Genomic DNA, 15,237 nt, shown 5'->3' on the forward strand with positions numbered 1-15,237 from the left:
ACAAACCCTAGGACACCGCGGAAGCATCCTCCAGCGCGCGCGCAATCTGCGGCGGCAGGGGCGCCAGCTGGGCATCGAGGATTTCCTTCAGCTGCACCGGAGTGCGCGCGCCAACGATCGCCGTGGCAACTCCCTGCTGCGCGAGCAGCCAGGACAGCGAGACATCCTGCGGAGTCCGGCCCAGCCCGTTGGCAGCCATGCACACGGCATCCACGATCCGCGACGGCTTGTCCTCCAGATACGGCTCCACGTATGCGGCTTCGCTGACGGAGGCGCCGCGTGAACCGGCGGGAATGCTGCCACGGTACTTTCCGGTGAGTACCCCACGGCCCAGGGGGGCCCAGGCCATCAGGCCGAGCCCGGCATCGTCGGCGGCCGGCATCAGTTCCGCTTCCGCCGTCCGGTCAAGGAACGAGTACTCCGCCTGGACAGCCACCAGCGGCACAACGCTGGTTGCCGCGGCCTTCGCGGCCTGCCAGCCCCTGTAGTTCGAGATTCCCGCGTACCTGGCCCGCCCGGTGCGGACTGCGAATTCCAGCGCCGCGAGGGTTTCGTCGAGGGGAACGTTGCCGTCCCAGGCTTCGGCGAACCAGAGGTCCACATAGTCCGTACCCAGCCTTGCCAGGCTGGCGTCCAGGCCGGTGAGCATCGCATTGCGTGACGTGTCCACCGCGCGCCGGCCATCCGGCGTCGTCATCCCCGCTTTCGTGGAGATGGAAACTTCGGTGCGGGACACCACATCGCCCAGCAGCGATCCAAGGATCGCCTCCGATCCGCCGCCCGCGTATGACGCCGCCGTATCCACGTGCCGGCCGCCTGCCTCGAGGAAGGTGCGCAGCAACTCCGAGGCGTCCTGCTCATCCGTGTCGCCACCCCAGGACCGGGTGCCAAGGGAGAGGGCTGAGACTCGCAATCCACTGTTGCCGACGTAACGCTGCTGCATAGCAGCAAGCTTACGGGCAGGAGCACCGCCGCCATGCCGTAGGGTCTTAGCGTGAACTGGTTTGAAGCGGCCCTGCTGGGCCTAGTGCAGGGACTGACCGAATTTCTACCGATTTCATCAAGCGCGCACCTGCGGATCGTGGGGGAGTTCCTCCCCAACGCGCAGGACCCGGGGGCAGCCTTTACGGCCATCACCCAGCTCGGCACGGAGACCGCCGTCCTGATCTTCTTCTGGCGGGATATTGTCCGCATCGTCAAAGCCTGGGCCGGCTCCCTTACCGGCAAGGTGCCCCGGCAGGACCCTGACGCACGCATGGGCTGGCTGGTGATTCTGGGCAGCCTGCCCATCATCGTGCTGGGGCTGCTCTTCCAGGACCAGATCGAATCCGTGCTCCGCAGCATGTGGATCGTGGCCACCATGCTGATCGTCTTCGGCCTCATCCTCGCCGTGGCGGACGCAACCGGCGCCCAGAAGCGGGACCTGGCCCACCTGACCTACAAGCACGGCATGTTGTACGGACTGGCGCAGGCCCTGGCCCTTATTCCGGGCGTCTCCCGCTCCGGCGGAACCATCACCGCGGGCCTGCTGATGGGCTACACCCGTGAGGCCGCGGCACGGTACTCGTTCCTGCTGGCAATCCCCGCCGTTTTCGGCAGCGGGCTGTACCAGCTGTACAAGGTGGTCACCAAGGAAGGGATCTCCGGACCCTTCGGCCTTCCCGAAACTGCGCTTGCCACCGTCATCGCCCTGGTGGTGGGCTACGTCATCATCGGTTGGTTCCTGAAGTTCGTCTCCACCCGCAGCTACCGGCTCTTTGTCTGGTACCGGATCTTCCTGGGGCTCGCCCTCTACCTCCTCCTCGGTTTCGGCGTCATCAGCGCCTAGGACTAGGCTTGGCATGTGAAATCCTGGACTTCCCGCCCTGTGCCTGCCCTGCCCGGAAACATGCCCGCCATCCGCCTGTTCGACACCGCGGCGGGCCGCGACGTGGCACTGGAACCGGAGGCCCGGCCGTCCATGTACGTCTGCGGCATCACTCCCTACGACGCAACGCACATGGGGCATGCGGCCAGCTACGTGGCTTTTGACCTGCTGAACCGCGCCTGGCGCGATGCAGGCAGCGAAGTCTCCTACGTTCAGAACGTCACGGACGTGGACGATCCCCTGCTGGAACGCGCCACCGCCACCGGCGTCGACTGGCGCGACCTCGCCGCGGAACAGGTGGAACTCTTCCAGACCGACATGGAGGCGCTGAACGTCCTCGCGCCGGACAACTACGTCGGCGCCGTCGAATCCATCGGCCTGATCGTCCCCGAAGTGGAACGGCTGGTCAGCATGGGGCTGGCGTACCGGGTGGCAGGCACCAACGGCGAACCTGACGGGGACGTCTATTACGACGTCGAAGCCGCCGGCAAGCAGTCAACGGCACCTGATGCGTGGGCCCTGGGGTCCATTTCCCACCTGGGTGAAAGCGCCATGCTGGAGCTCTTCGCCGAGCGCGGCGGGGATCCGGGCCGCGCCGGTAAGCGGCAGGCCCTGGACCCGCTGCTCTGGCGGGTGGAACGGGAAGGGGAGCCGAGCTGGCCTGGTGGCAGCCTTGGACCGGGACGGCCGGGCTGGCACATTGAGTGCACCGTGATCGCACAGAAGTACCTCCCCGCGCCCTTCACCGTGCAGGGCGGCGGATCGGACCTGATTTTCCCGCACCACGAAATGGGCGCGGGCCACGCCTACTCACTGGCCGGCGTCCCGCTGGCCAAGCACTACGCCCATGCAGGGATGGTTGGGTTGGACGGCGAGAAGATGAGCAAGTCCAAAGGCAACCTGGTGCTGGTTTCGAAGCTCCGTGCTGCCGGGGAAGACCCGGCGGCCATCCGGCTGGCGATCCTGTCCCACCATTACCGTTCTGATTGGTCCTGGACTGACGAAGGCTTCGCTGCCGCGAAGGCAGACCTGGCGGCCTGGCGGACGGCGCTCGACCACGCCCCGGAGGGCTCGGGCCCGGCGCTGCTGGCCGGGATGCGCGAAGCGCTGGCAGCCGACCTGGATGCGCCTGCAGCGGTCGCCGCGGTGTCGCGCTGGGCCCGGGCAGCCAACGACGGCGGTGCTGCCGCCAGTGCCCCTGACGCAGCGCTGGTCAAGGACGCGGTTGACGCGCTCCTGGGGGTCCGGCTCTAGGAGTCGATCCACAGCAGCAGACGGGAAGGGCCTGGCGGGATCGCTCCCGGCCAGGCCCTTCCCGTTGAGGCAGTCAGTACGGCCGCATCAGGGCCGGTCCTGGCCCCGGCGCTTCAGGTAGCGCTCGAATTCACGGGCGATGGACTCGCCGCTGGCTTCGGGCAGGTCTGCGGTGTCCTTGGCTTCCTCCAATTGCCGGACGTACGCGGCAATTTCAGGATCCTCCGTGGCGAGTTCGTCCACGCCGCGCTCCCACGCATCAGCTTCCTCCGCCAGCTCGTGCGTGTCCAGCGGCACCTGGAGGAGCTCCTCGATCCGGTGCAGGAGGGCCAGCTGGGCTTTGGGGGAGGGCGCCTGGGCCACATAGTGCGGCACTGCGGCCCACAAGGACACGGTGGGGATGCCGGCCAGGAGGGCCACCTCTGACAGGACGCCCACGATCCCAACGGGGCCCTCATACTGTGAGGCTTCCAGGTTCATGCGCTCACGGAGCGGAGCGTCGTCCGAGGATGTGCTCACCGGGATTGGGCGGCTGTGCGGAACGTCGGCCAGGAGCGCCCCCACCAGCACCACGTAATCCACGTTCAGGGCCTCGGCATGGACCAGCAGCTCGGCCGTGTAGGCACGCCACTTATAGGACGGCTCCGTGCCCTGGACAAAGATGACGTCCACATTGGAGTTGGGGGCACTGGCCTTGTAGATCCGGGTGGAAGGCCACTTGATCTTCCGTTCACCGGCCGCGTTCCGGCGCACCGTGGGGCGGGTGAACTGGAAGTCGTAGTACTCGTCGGCATCGATGGAAGCGACTTTCTTGCCGCCCCACAATTTGTTCAGGTAGCGCAGCGAATCGCTGGCCGCTTCTCCGGCGTCGTTCCACCCCTCAAAGGCGGCAAGCATCACAGTTATGCGCTGTCCGTCAGCGACTGGCTGCAGGAACCGTTCCCGCTCGGGTCCGGCACCCTGTTCGGCGGTGTCTCCCTCGAAGCTATTCATTTCTTCACCCTACGTCCAAGCGGCTGGCCCGTGCAGGGAATGAAGCGCCACAAATCCCGCGAAACCCACCCGCTGGGCCGTCCGGCCGCGGCATATTCGCCGAGGGCGTAGCCCACAGCCACCGCCCAGCCACGCCCCGTAGACTGGCGGTATGCCAATTCCTGCCGCCAGTTCCCCGCTTAAAGCCGTCCTCTGGGACATGGACGGGACCATTGTGGACACCGAGCCATACTGGATCGCCGCGGAGCATGCGCTGGTGGAGGCCCACGGGGGAACGTGGAGCCATGACCAGGCAATGCAGTTGGTTGGCCAGTCGCTGACGTTTTCCGCCGGCCTGCTCCAGCAGGCCGGCGTCGAACTCGAAATCCGGGAAATTATCGACACCCTGACCGCCCAGGTGGTCAGCAGCGTCCAGCAGCAAGTGCCGTGGCGGCCCGGCGCACGTGAACTCCTTGAGGAACTTCACCTTGCCGGCGTGCGCTGCGCTTTGGTGACCATGTCAGAGGGTCCGTTGGCCCGCGAAGTGGTGGCCAGCCTTCCCCGTCCGTACTTTGACGTACTGGTTACCGGGGACACGGTGAGCCAGGGCAAGCCGCACCCCGAGGCGTACCTGACCGCCGTCGAACTCCTGCAGGAGGACGATCCCGACCTTGGAATCCACCACTGCGTAGCCCTTGAGGATTCCGTTCCGGGCGTGGCCGCGGCCGTGGCCTCCGGTGTGGCCACCGTGGCTGTCCCGCACATTGTTCCCCTCCCGGACAACGGCAGCTATGCGCTGTGGGATTCCCTGTCCGGCCGGGGCCTGGAGGAGCTGGAAGCCCTGCTCCTGCCGGCCGGTTCCACTGGGGCGGCCGCCTCGCCCGGTGGTCACCGTGGCTGAACCGGATACCGGACAGGGTCCCGCATCGGGCGCGCCAGCGCGCCGCTCGGGCATTCCCTTGGGGCGCATCGCCGGCGTTCCGGTGGTGCTGGCATACTCGTGGTTTGTGATCGCGGCCTTCACGGTGATCGTCTACGGGCCGGTACTTGCGCGGAACAACCCCATGCTGGGCGCCACCGCCTATGTGGTGGCGTTCGCCTATGCCGTGTTGCTGCTCATTTCCGTCCTTGTCCACGAACTCGCCCACGCCCTGACGGCAAAAATCTACGGCTGGCCCACCCAAAAGATCGTCCTCAACCTCTGGGGCGGCCACACCCAGTTTGAAAGCTTCACCTCTTCTCCGGGCCGGTCGTTGCTTGTTGCTTTGGCCGGGCCGGCCGCAAACTTCGTCCTGGCCGGCGGAGCGTGGCTGGTGCTCAGCACCAACAGCCTGGGCAGCGTGGCCGAAATCCTGACGAACATCTTCATGTGGGCCAACTTCCTCATCGGTGTCTTCAACGTCCTGCCGGGCCTTCCACTCGACGGCGGCCGGCTGGTCGAATCCATCGTCTGGAAAGCCACCGGCAGCCAGGCGAAAGGCACCGTGGCGGCCGGGTGGGGCGGCCGGATCATCGTCCTCGCCATCGGCTACTGGTTCCTCCTTCGTCCGTTCCTCGCCGGCGACCAGCCCGAATTCAGCCTCCTGATGATCACCATCCTGGTGGGCGGGTTCCTGTGGATGGGCGCATCCGCATCCATCCAGCAGGGCACCCTGCGCGGGCGGCTCCCACTGGTCAGCGCCGCAGCATTGTCGACGCCGGCTGCCGGCGTTCCCTCCAGCGGTACGGTCCGGGACGCCCTCCGCCTGGGCGCAGCAGGAACAAGATCCGTGGTGGTTTGCGGCCCCGACGGACGGCCGGAAGGCGTGGTGGACACGGGCGCCCTTGCAGCCGTGCCCGGTTCAGCGGCAGATACGACCCCCGTCACCGCCGTCTCGTTTCCCCTGGCCGCCGGCGCCTATATTCCGGAGTGGTCCAAGGGGCAGGAACTGATCCAGTTCCTCTCCCAGCTTGAGGGACGCCACTACGCCGTGGTTGACCACAACGGAACCGTTACGGGTTTGCTGACGCAGGAAGCCGTCCTGGCCGCCATCACCGGGAAGCGCCTGCGCAACGATAGGCACCCCCAAGGCCAGAACCGGTAGAGTTACCTGCCGGTCGTGCATTGCCACCGCACGTAGCCGCGTCCCTGGGAGCATCAGGCAGCGGCACAACAGGTTTACAGGAGCGAGGAAGAAACATGAGCAGCGAAACTGCCGTCAACGACGCCAAGGGAGCAGCGCAAGCCGGTGCTGCCGCCAGCGGCTCGCAGCCGGTGGGCGCTGCCCGTCGCCGGGGCCCATTCCGGGAGGGCGAACGCGTCCAACTGACCGACGAGCGTGGCCGGATGAACACCATCACCCTGGAACGCGGCGGCGCATTCCACACCCACCGCGGATTCCTGAACCACGACGAAATCATTGGCCAGGTGGACGGCTCAGTGGTGGTGAACAACGTGGGCCAGCAGTACCAGACCCTCCGGCCCCTGCTCTCGGACTTTGTGCTGTCCATGCCGCGCGGCGCCGCCGTCGTATATCCCAAGGACGCCGGCCAGATCGTCACCATGGCGGACATCTTCCCCGGCGCACGCGTCGTGGAAGCCGGCGTGGGCTCGGGGGCCCTCTCCATTTCCCTGCTCCGCGCGGTGGGGGACAACGGCTACCTGCACTCCTTCGAAAGGCGTGAGGAGTTCGCGGACATCGCCCGCGGCAACGTGGAAACCATCTTCGGTGGCCCCCACCCCGCGTGGCAGATCTCCCTCGGTGACTTCCAGGAGGAAGTGGTGAAGGCCGAGGCGCCCGGCTCCGTGGACCGCGTGGTCCTGGACATGCTGGCGCCATGGGAATGCCTCGACGCCGTCGCCACCGTGCTCGCGCCCGGCGGCGTCTGGATCAACTACGTCGCCACGGTCACCCAACTCTCCCGCACGGCCGAAGCCATCCGCGCGGACGGACGCTTCACCGAACCCGATGCCTGGGAGTCGATGGTCCGCGGGTGGCACCTTGAAGGACTGGCCGTGCGCCCCGACCACCGGATGGTGGCCCACACAGGGTTCCTGCTGGTCACCCGGCGGTTGGCAGACGGCGTCACCGGGATTTCGGTCAAGCGCCGCCCGTCCAAGACCGAGTTCAACGAAGAGGACGTCAACGCCTGGACGCCAGGAGCGGTGGGGGAGCGGGCGGTGTCCGACAAGAAGCTCCGGCGGGCCGCCCGTGACGCCATCGCGGGGACCAACGTCGTGGACAACCGCGAGATTACGAACTAGTCCATATTTCGGGAGCCTCCATCCCTACCCGGCCTCTTGGGACTAATGTCTTAAGAGAAGCGCAGGAAGGGGCTGATACATCATGGAGACACCAAACCAGGACTCCGGACGTACACCGGCAGAGCAGTCTGCCGCCAACGACCTCTCGGTTGCTGACCGCCAGGTCAACATACTTCGGGACAAGCTCAGGCACATCGACCGCCAGTTGGCAGCGGCAACGCAGAACAACTCGAAGCTGGTCAGCATGCTTGAGACGGCGAAGGCAGAGATTCTCCGCCTGAAGAACGCCCTGGACCAGGAAGGGCAACCGCCCTACAGCTTCGGCACCATCCTCCAAATCAACCCGAAACGGCAGCCCGCCCCCGGCAACAGCGGCCAGGCTGCCACCGAGGAATCGGTGGACATCTTCAACGCGGGCCGGAAGATGCGCGTGGGCATCAGCCCGCTGGTCAACATCAACCAGCTTGCGGTCGGCCAGGAAGTGCTGCTGAACGAGGCACTCCTGATCGTCGCGGGGTTGGGCTACGAGCGGGCAGGTGAGCTGGCCACCCTGAAGGAAATGCTTGGACGGGACCGCGCCCTTGTGGTTGGCCGCGCGGACGAAGAACGCGTTGTCCGGCTCTCCGGTGCGCTCCTTTCCGAAAAACTGCGGGTCGGCGATGCCCTCTCCGTCGATTCCCGGACCGGATACGCGCTGGAGAAGGTTCCCCGCTCAGAGGTGGAAAACCTTGTCCTCGAGGAAGTTCCGGACATCACGTACGAGGACATCGGCGGCCTTGGCCCCCAGATCGAGCAGATCAGGGACGCCGTGGAACTGCCGTTCCTGCACCCGGACCTCTACCGTGAGCACGGCCTCAAGGCTCCCAAGGGCATCCTGCTGTATGGCCCTCCCGGCTGCGGCAAGACCCTGATTGCCAAGGCCGTTGCCAACTCGCTCGCGGCCCGCGCCGCGGAGCGGTCCGGGAATGTCGACCTGAAGAGCTACTTCCTGAATATCAAGGGCCCGGAACTCCTTGACAAGTACGTTGGCGAGACCGAGCGGCACATCCGCCTGATCTTCGCCCGCGCCCGGGAGAAGGCCTCGGACGGCAGCCCCGTCGTGGTGTTCTTCGACGAAATGGACTCGCTGTTCCGCACCCGCGGCACCGGCATTTCGTCCGACGTCGAAACCACCATTGTGCCCCAGCTCCTCAGCGAGATCGACGGCGTCGAGCGCCTGGACAACGTGATCGTGATCGGCGCATCCAACCGCGAGGACATGATCGATCCCGCCATCCTCCGGCCCGGCCGGCTTGACGTGAAGGTCAAGATCCAGCGGCCCGATGCGGAGGCAGCGGCCGACATCTTCAACAAATACATCACGCCGGACCTGCCATTCCACGAATCAGACCTGGCCGAACACAACGGTGATGTCCAGGCAACCGTCGACGCCATGGTCCAGCGCACCGTGGAGGCGATGTACTCCACCGACAAATCCAACGAATTCCTCGAGGTCACCTACGCCAACGGTGACACGGAAATGCTGTACTTCAAGGACTTCAACTCCGGTGCCGTGGTGCAGAACGTGGTGGACAGGGCCAAGAAGTATGCCATCAAGGACCTGCTGACATCACACCAGAAAGGTCTCCGGATCGAGCACCTGCTGCGCGCCGTGGTGGACGAATTCCGTGAGCACGAAGACATGCCCAACACCACGAACCCAGATGACTGGGCACGCATCTCCGGAAAGAAGGGTGAACGGATTACCTATATCCGCACCATCGTGCAGGGCAAAGCCGGCCAGGAGCCCGGCAAGTCCATCGAGACAATGCCCACTACTGGACAGTATCTGTGACGGGTTCACAGGGATCCGCCGGCGGGGAGGCCCTCCCCGCCGGCGGGGCCATGCGGGTTATGGGGGCAGAAACGGAATACGGAATCCACGCTCCGTCAGCCCCTTCTGCCAACGCCACCATGATGAGCGCCCGCGTGGTCCAGGCCTACGCGCAGGTCACCCGGCAGCGGGCGGCCGGCGGGGCAGAGACGCGTTGGGACTACACGGATGAGGAGCCTTTGCACGATGCCCGCGGCTGGACAGTTGACCGCGGTGCCGCCCATCCCTCCCAGCTGACGGACCAGCCGCCGGTGCTCGATGCGGAGGCGGTGGCTTTGGCCTACGGCCGCGAGGAACTGGAGCTCGACGGCCAGGACGAGTCGGGGACGCTCCTGATGAACATGGTCCTCGGCAACGGCGCGCGGCTCTATGTCGACCACGCCCACCCCGAGTACTCCAGCCCCGAGGTAACGAACCCCCGGGACGCTGTGGCCTGGGACGCCGCCGGTGACCTTGTGGGCCTGGCGGCCGTGCGCCGACTGGCAGCCGACCCGACCCTGCCGCCGGTCAATCTCTACAAAAACAACACGGACAACAAATCGGTTTCCTACGGCTCGCACGAAAACTACCTCATGCCCCGGTCCGTACCGTTCGGGGACATTGTGCGCGGGCTGACACCGTTTTTCGTCAGCCGGCAGGTGGTGTGCGGGGCAGGCCGGCTGGGTATCGGTCAGGACAGCTCCATCCCTGGCTTCCAGATCAGCCAGCGCGCCGACTTCTTCGAAGCAGAGGTGGGCCTGGAAACGACCATCCGCCGGCCCATTATCAACACCCGGGATGAGCCCCATTCCACCGCTGACAAGTACCGGCGCCTGCACGTCATCATCGGGGACGCCAACCTCAGCCAGGTGTCCAACTACCTCAAGTTCGGCACCACCGCCCTGGTCCTCAGCCTGGTCGAAGCCGGGCTGGCTCCGAAAATCGAGGTATATGAGCCCGTCACCGCCCTCAAAACGGTGAGCCACGATACGTCCCTGACTGCCAAAATCCGGTTGCTGGACGGCAGGCGCGTCACAGCACTGGATCTCCAGTGGATGTACCACGAGGCCGCCGCCAAACTTGCGCAGGACACCGGTGTGGGCGATGCCGTGGACGGCGACGGACACACCCATGAGGTCCTGGAACGGTGGGCGTCTGTCCTCACCCAGCTCGACAGCGACAGGGCCGCGGCGGCCACCGCGGTGGAATGGCTGGCCAAGCTCTCCCTTTTGGACGGTTACCGCCAGCGCGACGGCCTGGACTGGAGCGACGCCCGGCTGGGCCTTGTCGACCTGCAGTGGGCCGACATCAGGCCCGAGAAGGGCCTCTACTACCGCCTGCTGTCCAGGAACCGGATGCAACGGGTGGTGGATGATTCCGCCATCGCAGCTGCCGTGGCGGAGCCACCGGCGGATACCCGGGCGTTCTTCCGGGGCAAGTGCATCAGCAGCTTTGGCAAGGATGTGGTGGGGGCAAGCTGGGATTCGGTCATCTTCGACGTGCCCGGCTACGGGAGGCTTCAGCGGGTGCCCACCCGTGAGCCACTGAGGGGAACCAAAGCCCTGACTGGAGCGTTGTTTGAGCGCTACCGGGAAGCGGGACCGTTCCTGGGTGAACTGCTGGGACGCAACAGCACTCCGCCTGCGGCGTAAACAGCGCCGGAACGCCCGTCCCGTGGCAGGATGGGCATATCGGAGGATCCGCCGGATCCACCGACGGAAGAAAGAGGGAAACCAATGGCAGGCCAGGAGCAGCAGCAGCCGCAGTCACGTGACACCCAGGTCGACGAAGACATCCCCGAAGCACCCCCGGCAGCACCGGAGGCGCAGGCCTCGGCATCCACCGAAGGCGTGGATGACCTGCTCGACGAGATCGACGGCGTCCTCGAATCCAACGCCGAAGAGTTCGTCCGGGCATTCGTCCAAAAGGGCGGCCAGTAACCCGGACCGCTGGGTGGCTGAAGCCGCGGAAGGCCGGGATCTGTACCGACGTTGTGAGTACCACATTCAAGGAGTGATGAGTGCAGGAATCAACCGCCAACCAGGTAGCCGCCAACGCCACCTCGTCCTTTACCGAACACCTGCAGCGGGACCGGCCTGAGCTGTTGCCCTTCAGCCGGCCCCTCCCGGGAGGTGCGTCAACCGCTGCGCCGGTCCAGGTTCCCCATGCCACCACCATCGTTGCCATGAGCTACGGCGGCGGCGTCCTGATGGCGGGCGACAGGCGGGCCACCATGGGAAACGTCATTGCCAGCAGGCACATCGAGAAAGTCTTCCCGGCTGACCATTTCTCCGTCCTGGGCATCGCCGGAACTGCCGGCATAGCCATTGACCTGACGCGGCTGTTCCAAGTTGAACTTGAGCATTACGAAAAGATTGAAGGCACCCAGCTCAGCCTTGAAGGCAAGGCGAACCGTCTGGGTGCCATGATCAGAGGCAACCTCCCCCTGGCCCTGCAGGGACTTGCAGTGGTGCCCCTGTTCGCCGGATTCGACATCAGCGCCGGCGTTGGCCGCCTGTTTTCCTACGACGTCACCGGCGGCAGGTATGAGGAACACGAACACCACACCGTCGGCTCCGGCTCCGTGTTCGCCCGCGGTGCCCTGAAGAAGCTTTGGCGGCCCAACCTGAACCCGGAGCAGGCCCTCTCCGTTGCCGTGGAGTCTCTGTATGACGCCGCCGACGACGATTCGGCAACGGGCGGTCCGGATACAGTCCGCCAGTTGTGGCCGGTGGTGTACACGGTTGACAGGACCGGAGCCCGGCGCGTCCCTGAAGCCGAACTCGCGGCGGCCTCGCGCAGCGTAATCGAAGCGCGCACCATCGCCGGACGGGAGGCCTGAGATGACCCAGCAGTTCTATGTCTCACCTGAACAGCTAATGAAGGACCGCGCGGACTTCGCGCGGAAAGGCATCGCGCGGGGCCGCTCCGTAGTGGTCATCAGCTGCGCCGACGGCATCGCCCTCGTAGCCGAGAATCCGTCGCCGTCCCTGCACAAAATCGGGGAAATCTACGACAAAATCGCGTTCGCCGCCGTCGGCAAGTACAACGAATTCGAAAGCCTCCGCCAGGCCGGAGTGCGCTACGCCGATGTGAGGGGCTACTCCTACGACCGTGAGGATGTGACCGCGCGGGGCTTGGCCAGCGTGTACGCCCAAAGCCTGGGAGCCGTCTTCACCGCCGAGCAAAAGCCCTTCGAGGTGGAACTCGCAGTCGCCGAAGTTGGACCCACGCAGGCCGAGGACCATCTCTACCGGCTTACCTTCGACGGTTCGATCGCCGACGAACACAGCTTTGTCGTCATGGGTGGACAGGCTGAGAAAGTGTCATCCGCCATCGGGGAAGGGTGGCAGTCCTCGCTGGGCTTCGCCGATGCCGTGAGGCTGGCACTGAAGGGACTTACCCCCGCCCAGGAGGGGGACCAGCCGGCGGCACCGTTGCCGCCGGGTGCACTGGAAGTCGCCGTCCTGGACCGGGTCTCCGAAAACTCCCGCGGCACCCGGCGTGCCTTCCGCCGGCTGAACGACGCGGACATCACCGCACTGCTGGCCTAGGAGGACCACATGGACAAGAGAATCTTCGGTATCGAAACCGAGTTTGGGATCTCCTACTCGAGCCCCGACTCGAGACCTCTTGCGCCGGAGGAGGTGGCCCGGTACCTGTTCCGCAAGGTGGTCAGCTGGGGGCGCTCGTCAAATGTGTTCCTCACCAACGGTTCACGGCTGTACCTCGATGTCGGGTCGCATCCGGAATACGCCACGGCCGAGTGCGACGACCTTGCCCAGCTGATCGCGCATGACCGGGCCGGCGAACTCATTCTCGACGACCTCGTGGATGAGGCCCAGGCACGCCTCGCTGCCGAAGGCTTTAACGGGACCGTGTACCTGTTCAAGAACAACACCGACTCGGCCGGAAACTCCTACGGCAGCCACGAGAATTACCTGATTCCCCGGCGCGGCGAGTTCTCCCGCCTGGCAGAAATCCTGATTCCGTTCCTGGTCACCCGCCAGCTCATAGCCGGCGCGGGAAAGATCCTGAAGACGCCCCACGGTGCCACGTATGCGTTCTCCCAGCGTGCCGACCACATCTGGGAGGGCGTCTCGTCCGCCACCACCCGGTCCCGGCCCATCATCAACACCAGGGACGAACCGCATGCCGATGCCGAGTTCTATCGGCGGCTGCACGTGATCGTGGGCGACTCCAACATGTCCGAGGCCACCGCGCTGATGAAAGTCGGCACCGTGGACCTGGTCCTTCGAATGATCGAGGCCGGGGTAATCATGCGCGACATGCGGATGGAGAACCCCATCCGAAGCATCCGGGAAATCTCCCACGACCTCAGTGGCCGCGCGCTGGTCCGCCTGGCCAACGGACGGCAGCTCACCGCACTTGAAATCCAGCAGGAGTACCTGACCAAGGTCACAGCCTTCGTCCAGGAGCGCGGCGCCCACAACCCGCATGTTCCCCTGATCCTGGACCTGTGGGAGCGAACGCTCCGTGCGATCGAGTCCGGAGACGCCAGTGGGATCGATACCGAAATCGACTGGGCCATCAAGAAAAAGCTGATGGACAACTACCGCGAACGGCACAACCTGGGCCTGGAGGCCCCCCGGATTGCCCAGCTCGACCTGACGTACCACGACATCTCCCGCAGCCGCGGGCTGTACTACCTGCTGCAGTCCCGGGGTGCGGTGCGTCGTATTGTCGACGACACCGTGATCAAGGGAGCCGTGGACGCACCGCCGCAAACAACGCGCGCCAAGCTGCGCGGCGACTTCGTCCGCCGTGCGCAGGAACTGGGACGCGACTACACCGTGGACTGGGTGCACCTGAAGCTCAACGACCGCGCGCATCAGACAATCCTTTGCAAAGATCCCTTCCGCAGCGTTGATGAGCGCGTGGATGCCCTGTTGGACTCTATGGGCTGACGTCCAGCTTCAGGGTCTATTCTGGATAAGGTCCTTTTTAAAGGGACCTTCTACGGCGTTGTCCGCAGCCATGCGGAAAGCCGTGTCCACCCTGCCCCGACGAAAGTTTTACTACGTGCGCCGACTACTAGCAATCCTCCTTCCCGGCCTGCTGCTCCTGACCGCCTGCGGAGGCACAGCCCCGCAGCCTGAGCCAAGCAGCCAGTCCGCCGGGGAGACTGCAAAGTTCGACTCCCTCAAGCTGACTGACAACGGGGACAAGAAGGCCCCGGGTGTGGACTTCGACAAGCCCCTGGCCGTCACCCAGCCCACCATCAAGGTGGTTTCCGAAGGCAGCGGCGACACCGTCAAGGCAAACCAGGTAGCCAAGATCTCCATCCTGGCCGTCAACGGTTCGGATGGCTCCCAACTGGAGGACACGTTCCCCAATGAGCCGGAAAGCCTGGAGCTGAACGACGAGCTGAAGACCAGCAGTGCCGTGATCTACAACGCGTTCGTCGGTGCAAAGGTTGGCTCCAGCCTTGCCCTGGCCGTCCCTGCCCAGCAGAGTGCACCCTCGGCCAGCCCGAGCCCGTCAGATGGCGCGAGCCCCAGCCCCAGCGCAGCAGCCGGGCCATCCCAGCTGCTGATCATCAAGGTCCTTTCCGCCTCGGACCCCACCCCCGTCCTCGACAAGCCTCAGGGTGACGCGGTGACGCCGCCGGCCGGGCTGCCGACTGTGACGGAAAAAGACGGCGTCCCGGAGATCAACGTCGCAGGGGCACCCGCTCCCACCGCCCTGGTCTCGCAGGACCTGATCAAGGGCACGGGCGCCGCCGTCAAGGAATCCGACACGCTCACCGTGAACTACGTTGGCGTCAATCTCTCCGACGGCACCAAATTCGACTCCAGCTTCGACCGCGGCCAGCCGGCCACTTTCCCGCTCTCGGGCGTCATCAAAGGCTGGACCCAGGGCCTCGCGGGTAAGACTGTGGGCTCCCGCGTCCTGCTTGTCATCCCCAAGGACCTGGCTTACGGAGACGCCGGCCAGGGCCAGGCAAAGGGCGACCTTGTCTTCGTAGTGGACATCCTCGGGGTCAAGTAGCAAGACTTACAGGGACGCCGCGTCCTTCGCGGCACC

The 15,237-nt window shown here is 65.5% G+C and carries 14 protein-coding genes; 12 read left to right on the forward strand and 2 right to left on the reverse strand.

All coding sequences use genetic code 11. From position 1 onward, the window contains the following. Nucleotides 1-7 precede the first annotated feature (7 nt). A complete protein-coding gene (locus PV772_RS02325; RefSeq protein WP_347885246.1) occupies nt 8-943 on the reverse strand; it encodes an aldo/keto reductase in 936 nt (311 codons plus the stop codon). 51 nt (nt 944-994) lie between these two features. Between PV772_RS02325 and PV772_RS02330 the strand changes: the two genes are divergently transcribed. Then, nucleotides 995-1,828: an undecaprenyl-diphosphate phosphatase gene (locus PV772_RS02330; RefSeq protein WP_141181591.1), complete on the forward strand. Its 834-nt coding sequence runs from the start codon at nt 995-997 to the stop codon at nt 1,826-1,828. Between the two features lie 15 nt (nt 1,829-1,843). Then, nucleotides 1,844-3,121 (forward strand): cysteine--1-D-myo-inosityl 2-amino-2-deoxy-alpha-D-glucopyranoside ligase, encoded by a 1,278-nt coding sequence (mshC, locus tag PV772_RS02335; protein WP_347885247.1) that lies wholly within the window; start codon nt 1,844-1,846, stop codon nt 3,119-3,121. An 87-nt stretch (nt 3,122-3,208) separates the two neighbouring features. On the opposite strand, the gene PV772_RS02340 is transcribed toward mshC, so the two are convergent. Then, nucleotides 3,209-4,114: a PAC2 family protein gene (locus PV772_RS02340; protein ID WP_141160431.1), complete on the reverse strand. Its 906-nt coding sequence runs from the start codon at nt 4,112-4,114 to the stop codon at nt 3,209-3,211. Nucleotides 4,115-4,265: 151 nt separating this feature from the next. On the opposite strand from PV772_RS02340, the gene PV772_RS02345 reads away from it, so the two are divergent. The 10 genes from PV772_RS02345 to PV772_RS02390 all read left to right on the forward strand — a co-directional run bounded on the left by PV772_RS02345 (nt 4,266) and on the right by PV772_RS02390 (nt 15,201). Further along, the gene (locus PV772_RS02345; RefSeq protein ID WP_347885248.1) at nt 4,266-4,994 is read left to right on the forward strand and encodes an HAD family phosphatase; all 729 of its coding nucleotides are present in this window, start codon (nt 4,266-4,268) and stop codon (nt 4,992-4,994) included. Beyond that, nucleotides 4,987-6,177: a site-2 protease family protein gene (locus tag PV772_RS02350; protein ID WP_347885249.1), complete on the forward strand. Its 1,191-nt coding sequence runs from the start codon at nt 4,987-4,989 to the stop codon at nt 6,175-6,177. The genes PV772_RS02345 and PV772_RS02350 overlap by 8 nt, the downstream gene beginning before the upstream one ends. Before the next feature lie 95 nt (nt 6,178-6,272). Beyond that, complete coding sequence (locus tag PV772_RS02355; RefSeq protein ID WP_141160428.1) at nt 6,273-7,337, forward strand: tRNA (adenine-N1)-methyltransferase; 1,065 nt, start codon at nt 6,273-6,275, stop codon at nt 7,335-7,337. An 82-nt stretch (nt 7,338-7,419) separates the two neighbouring features. Beyond that, nucleotides 7,420-9,171: a proteasome ATPase gene (gene arc, locus PV772_RS02360; protein WP_141160427.1), complete on the forward strand. Its 1,752-nt coding sequence runs from the start codon at nt 7,420-7,422 to the stop codon at nt 9,169-9,171. A gap of 50 nt (nt 9,172-9,221) precedes the next feature. Beyond that, nucleotides 9,222-10,841: a depupylase/deamidase Dop gene (gene dop / locus PV772_RS02365; protein ID WP_347885300.1), complete on the forward strand. Its 1,620-nt coding sequence runs from the start codon at nt 9,222-9,224 to the stop codon at nt 10,839-10,841. Between the two features lie 84 nt (nt 10,842-10,925). Next, nucleotides 10,926-11,129 carry a ubiquitin-like protein Pup gene (locus PV772_RS02370; protein ID WP_141160425.1) on the forward strand — a complete coding sequence of 68 codons (204 nt, stop codon included), beginning with the start codon at nt 10,926-10,928 and terminating at the stop codon, nt 11,127-11,129. An 80-nt stretch (nt 11,130-11,209) separates the two neighbouring features. Beyond that, nucleotides 11,210-12,031 (forward strand): proteasome subunit beta, encoded by an 822-nt coding sequence (gene prcB / locus PV772_RS02375; RefSeq protein ID WP_307356531.1) that lies wholly within the window; start codon nt 11,210-11,212, stop codon nt 12,029-12,031. Nucleotide 12,032: 1 nt separating this feature from the next. Continuing rightward, a complete protein-coding gene (gene prcA, locus PV772_RS02380; RefSeq protein ID WP_141181598.1) occupies nt 12,033-12,743 on the forward strand; it encodes a proteasome subunit alpha in 711 nt (236 codons plus the stop codon). 9 nt (nt 12,744-12,752) lie between these two features. Further along, on the forward strand, nt 12,753-14,117 hold the full coding sequence (gene pafA, locus PV772_RS02385; RefSeq protein WP_347885250.1) for a Pup--protein ligase: 1,365 nt from the start codon (nt 12,753-12,755) through the stop codon (nt 14,115-14,117). Nucleotides 14,118-14,232: 115 nt separating this feature from the next. Further along, nucleotides 14,233-15,201, forward strand: a complete 969-nt coding sequence (locus tag PV772_RS02390) for an FKBP-type peptidyl-prolyl cis-trans isomerase (protein ID WP_347885301.1) — start codon at nt 14,233-14,235, stop codon at nt 15,199-15,201. The last annotated feature ends 36 nt before the right edge of the window (nt 15,202-15,237 follow it).

Origin of the sequence: Pseudarthrobacter sp. CC12 (genome assembly GCF_039907755.1) — a bacterium.
Classification (GTDB): domain Bacteria; phylum Actinomycetota; class Actinomycetes; order Actinomycetales; family Micrococcaceae; genus Arthrobacter; species Arthrobacter niigatensis.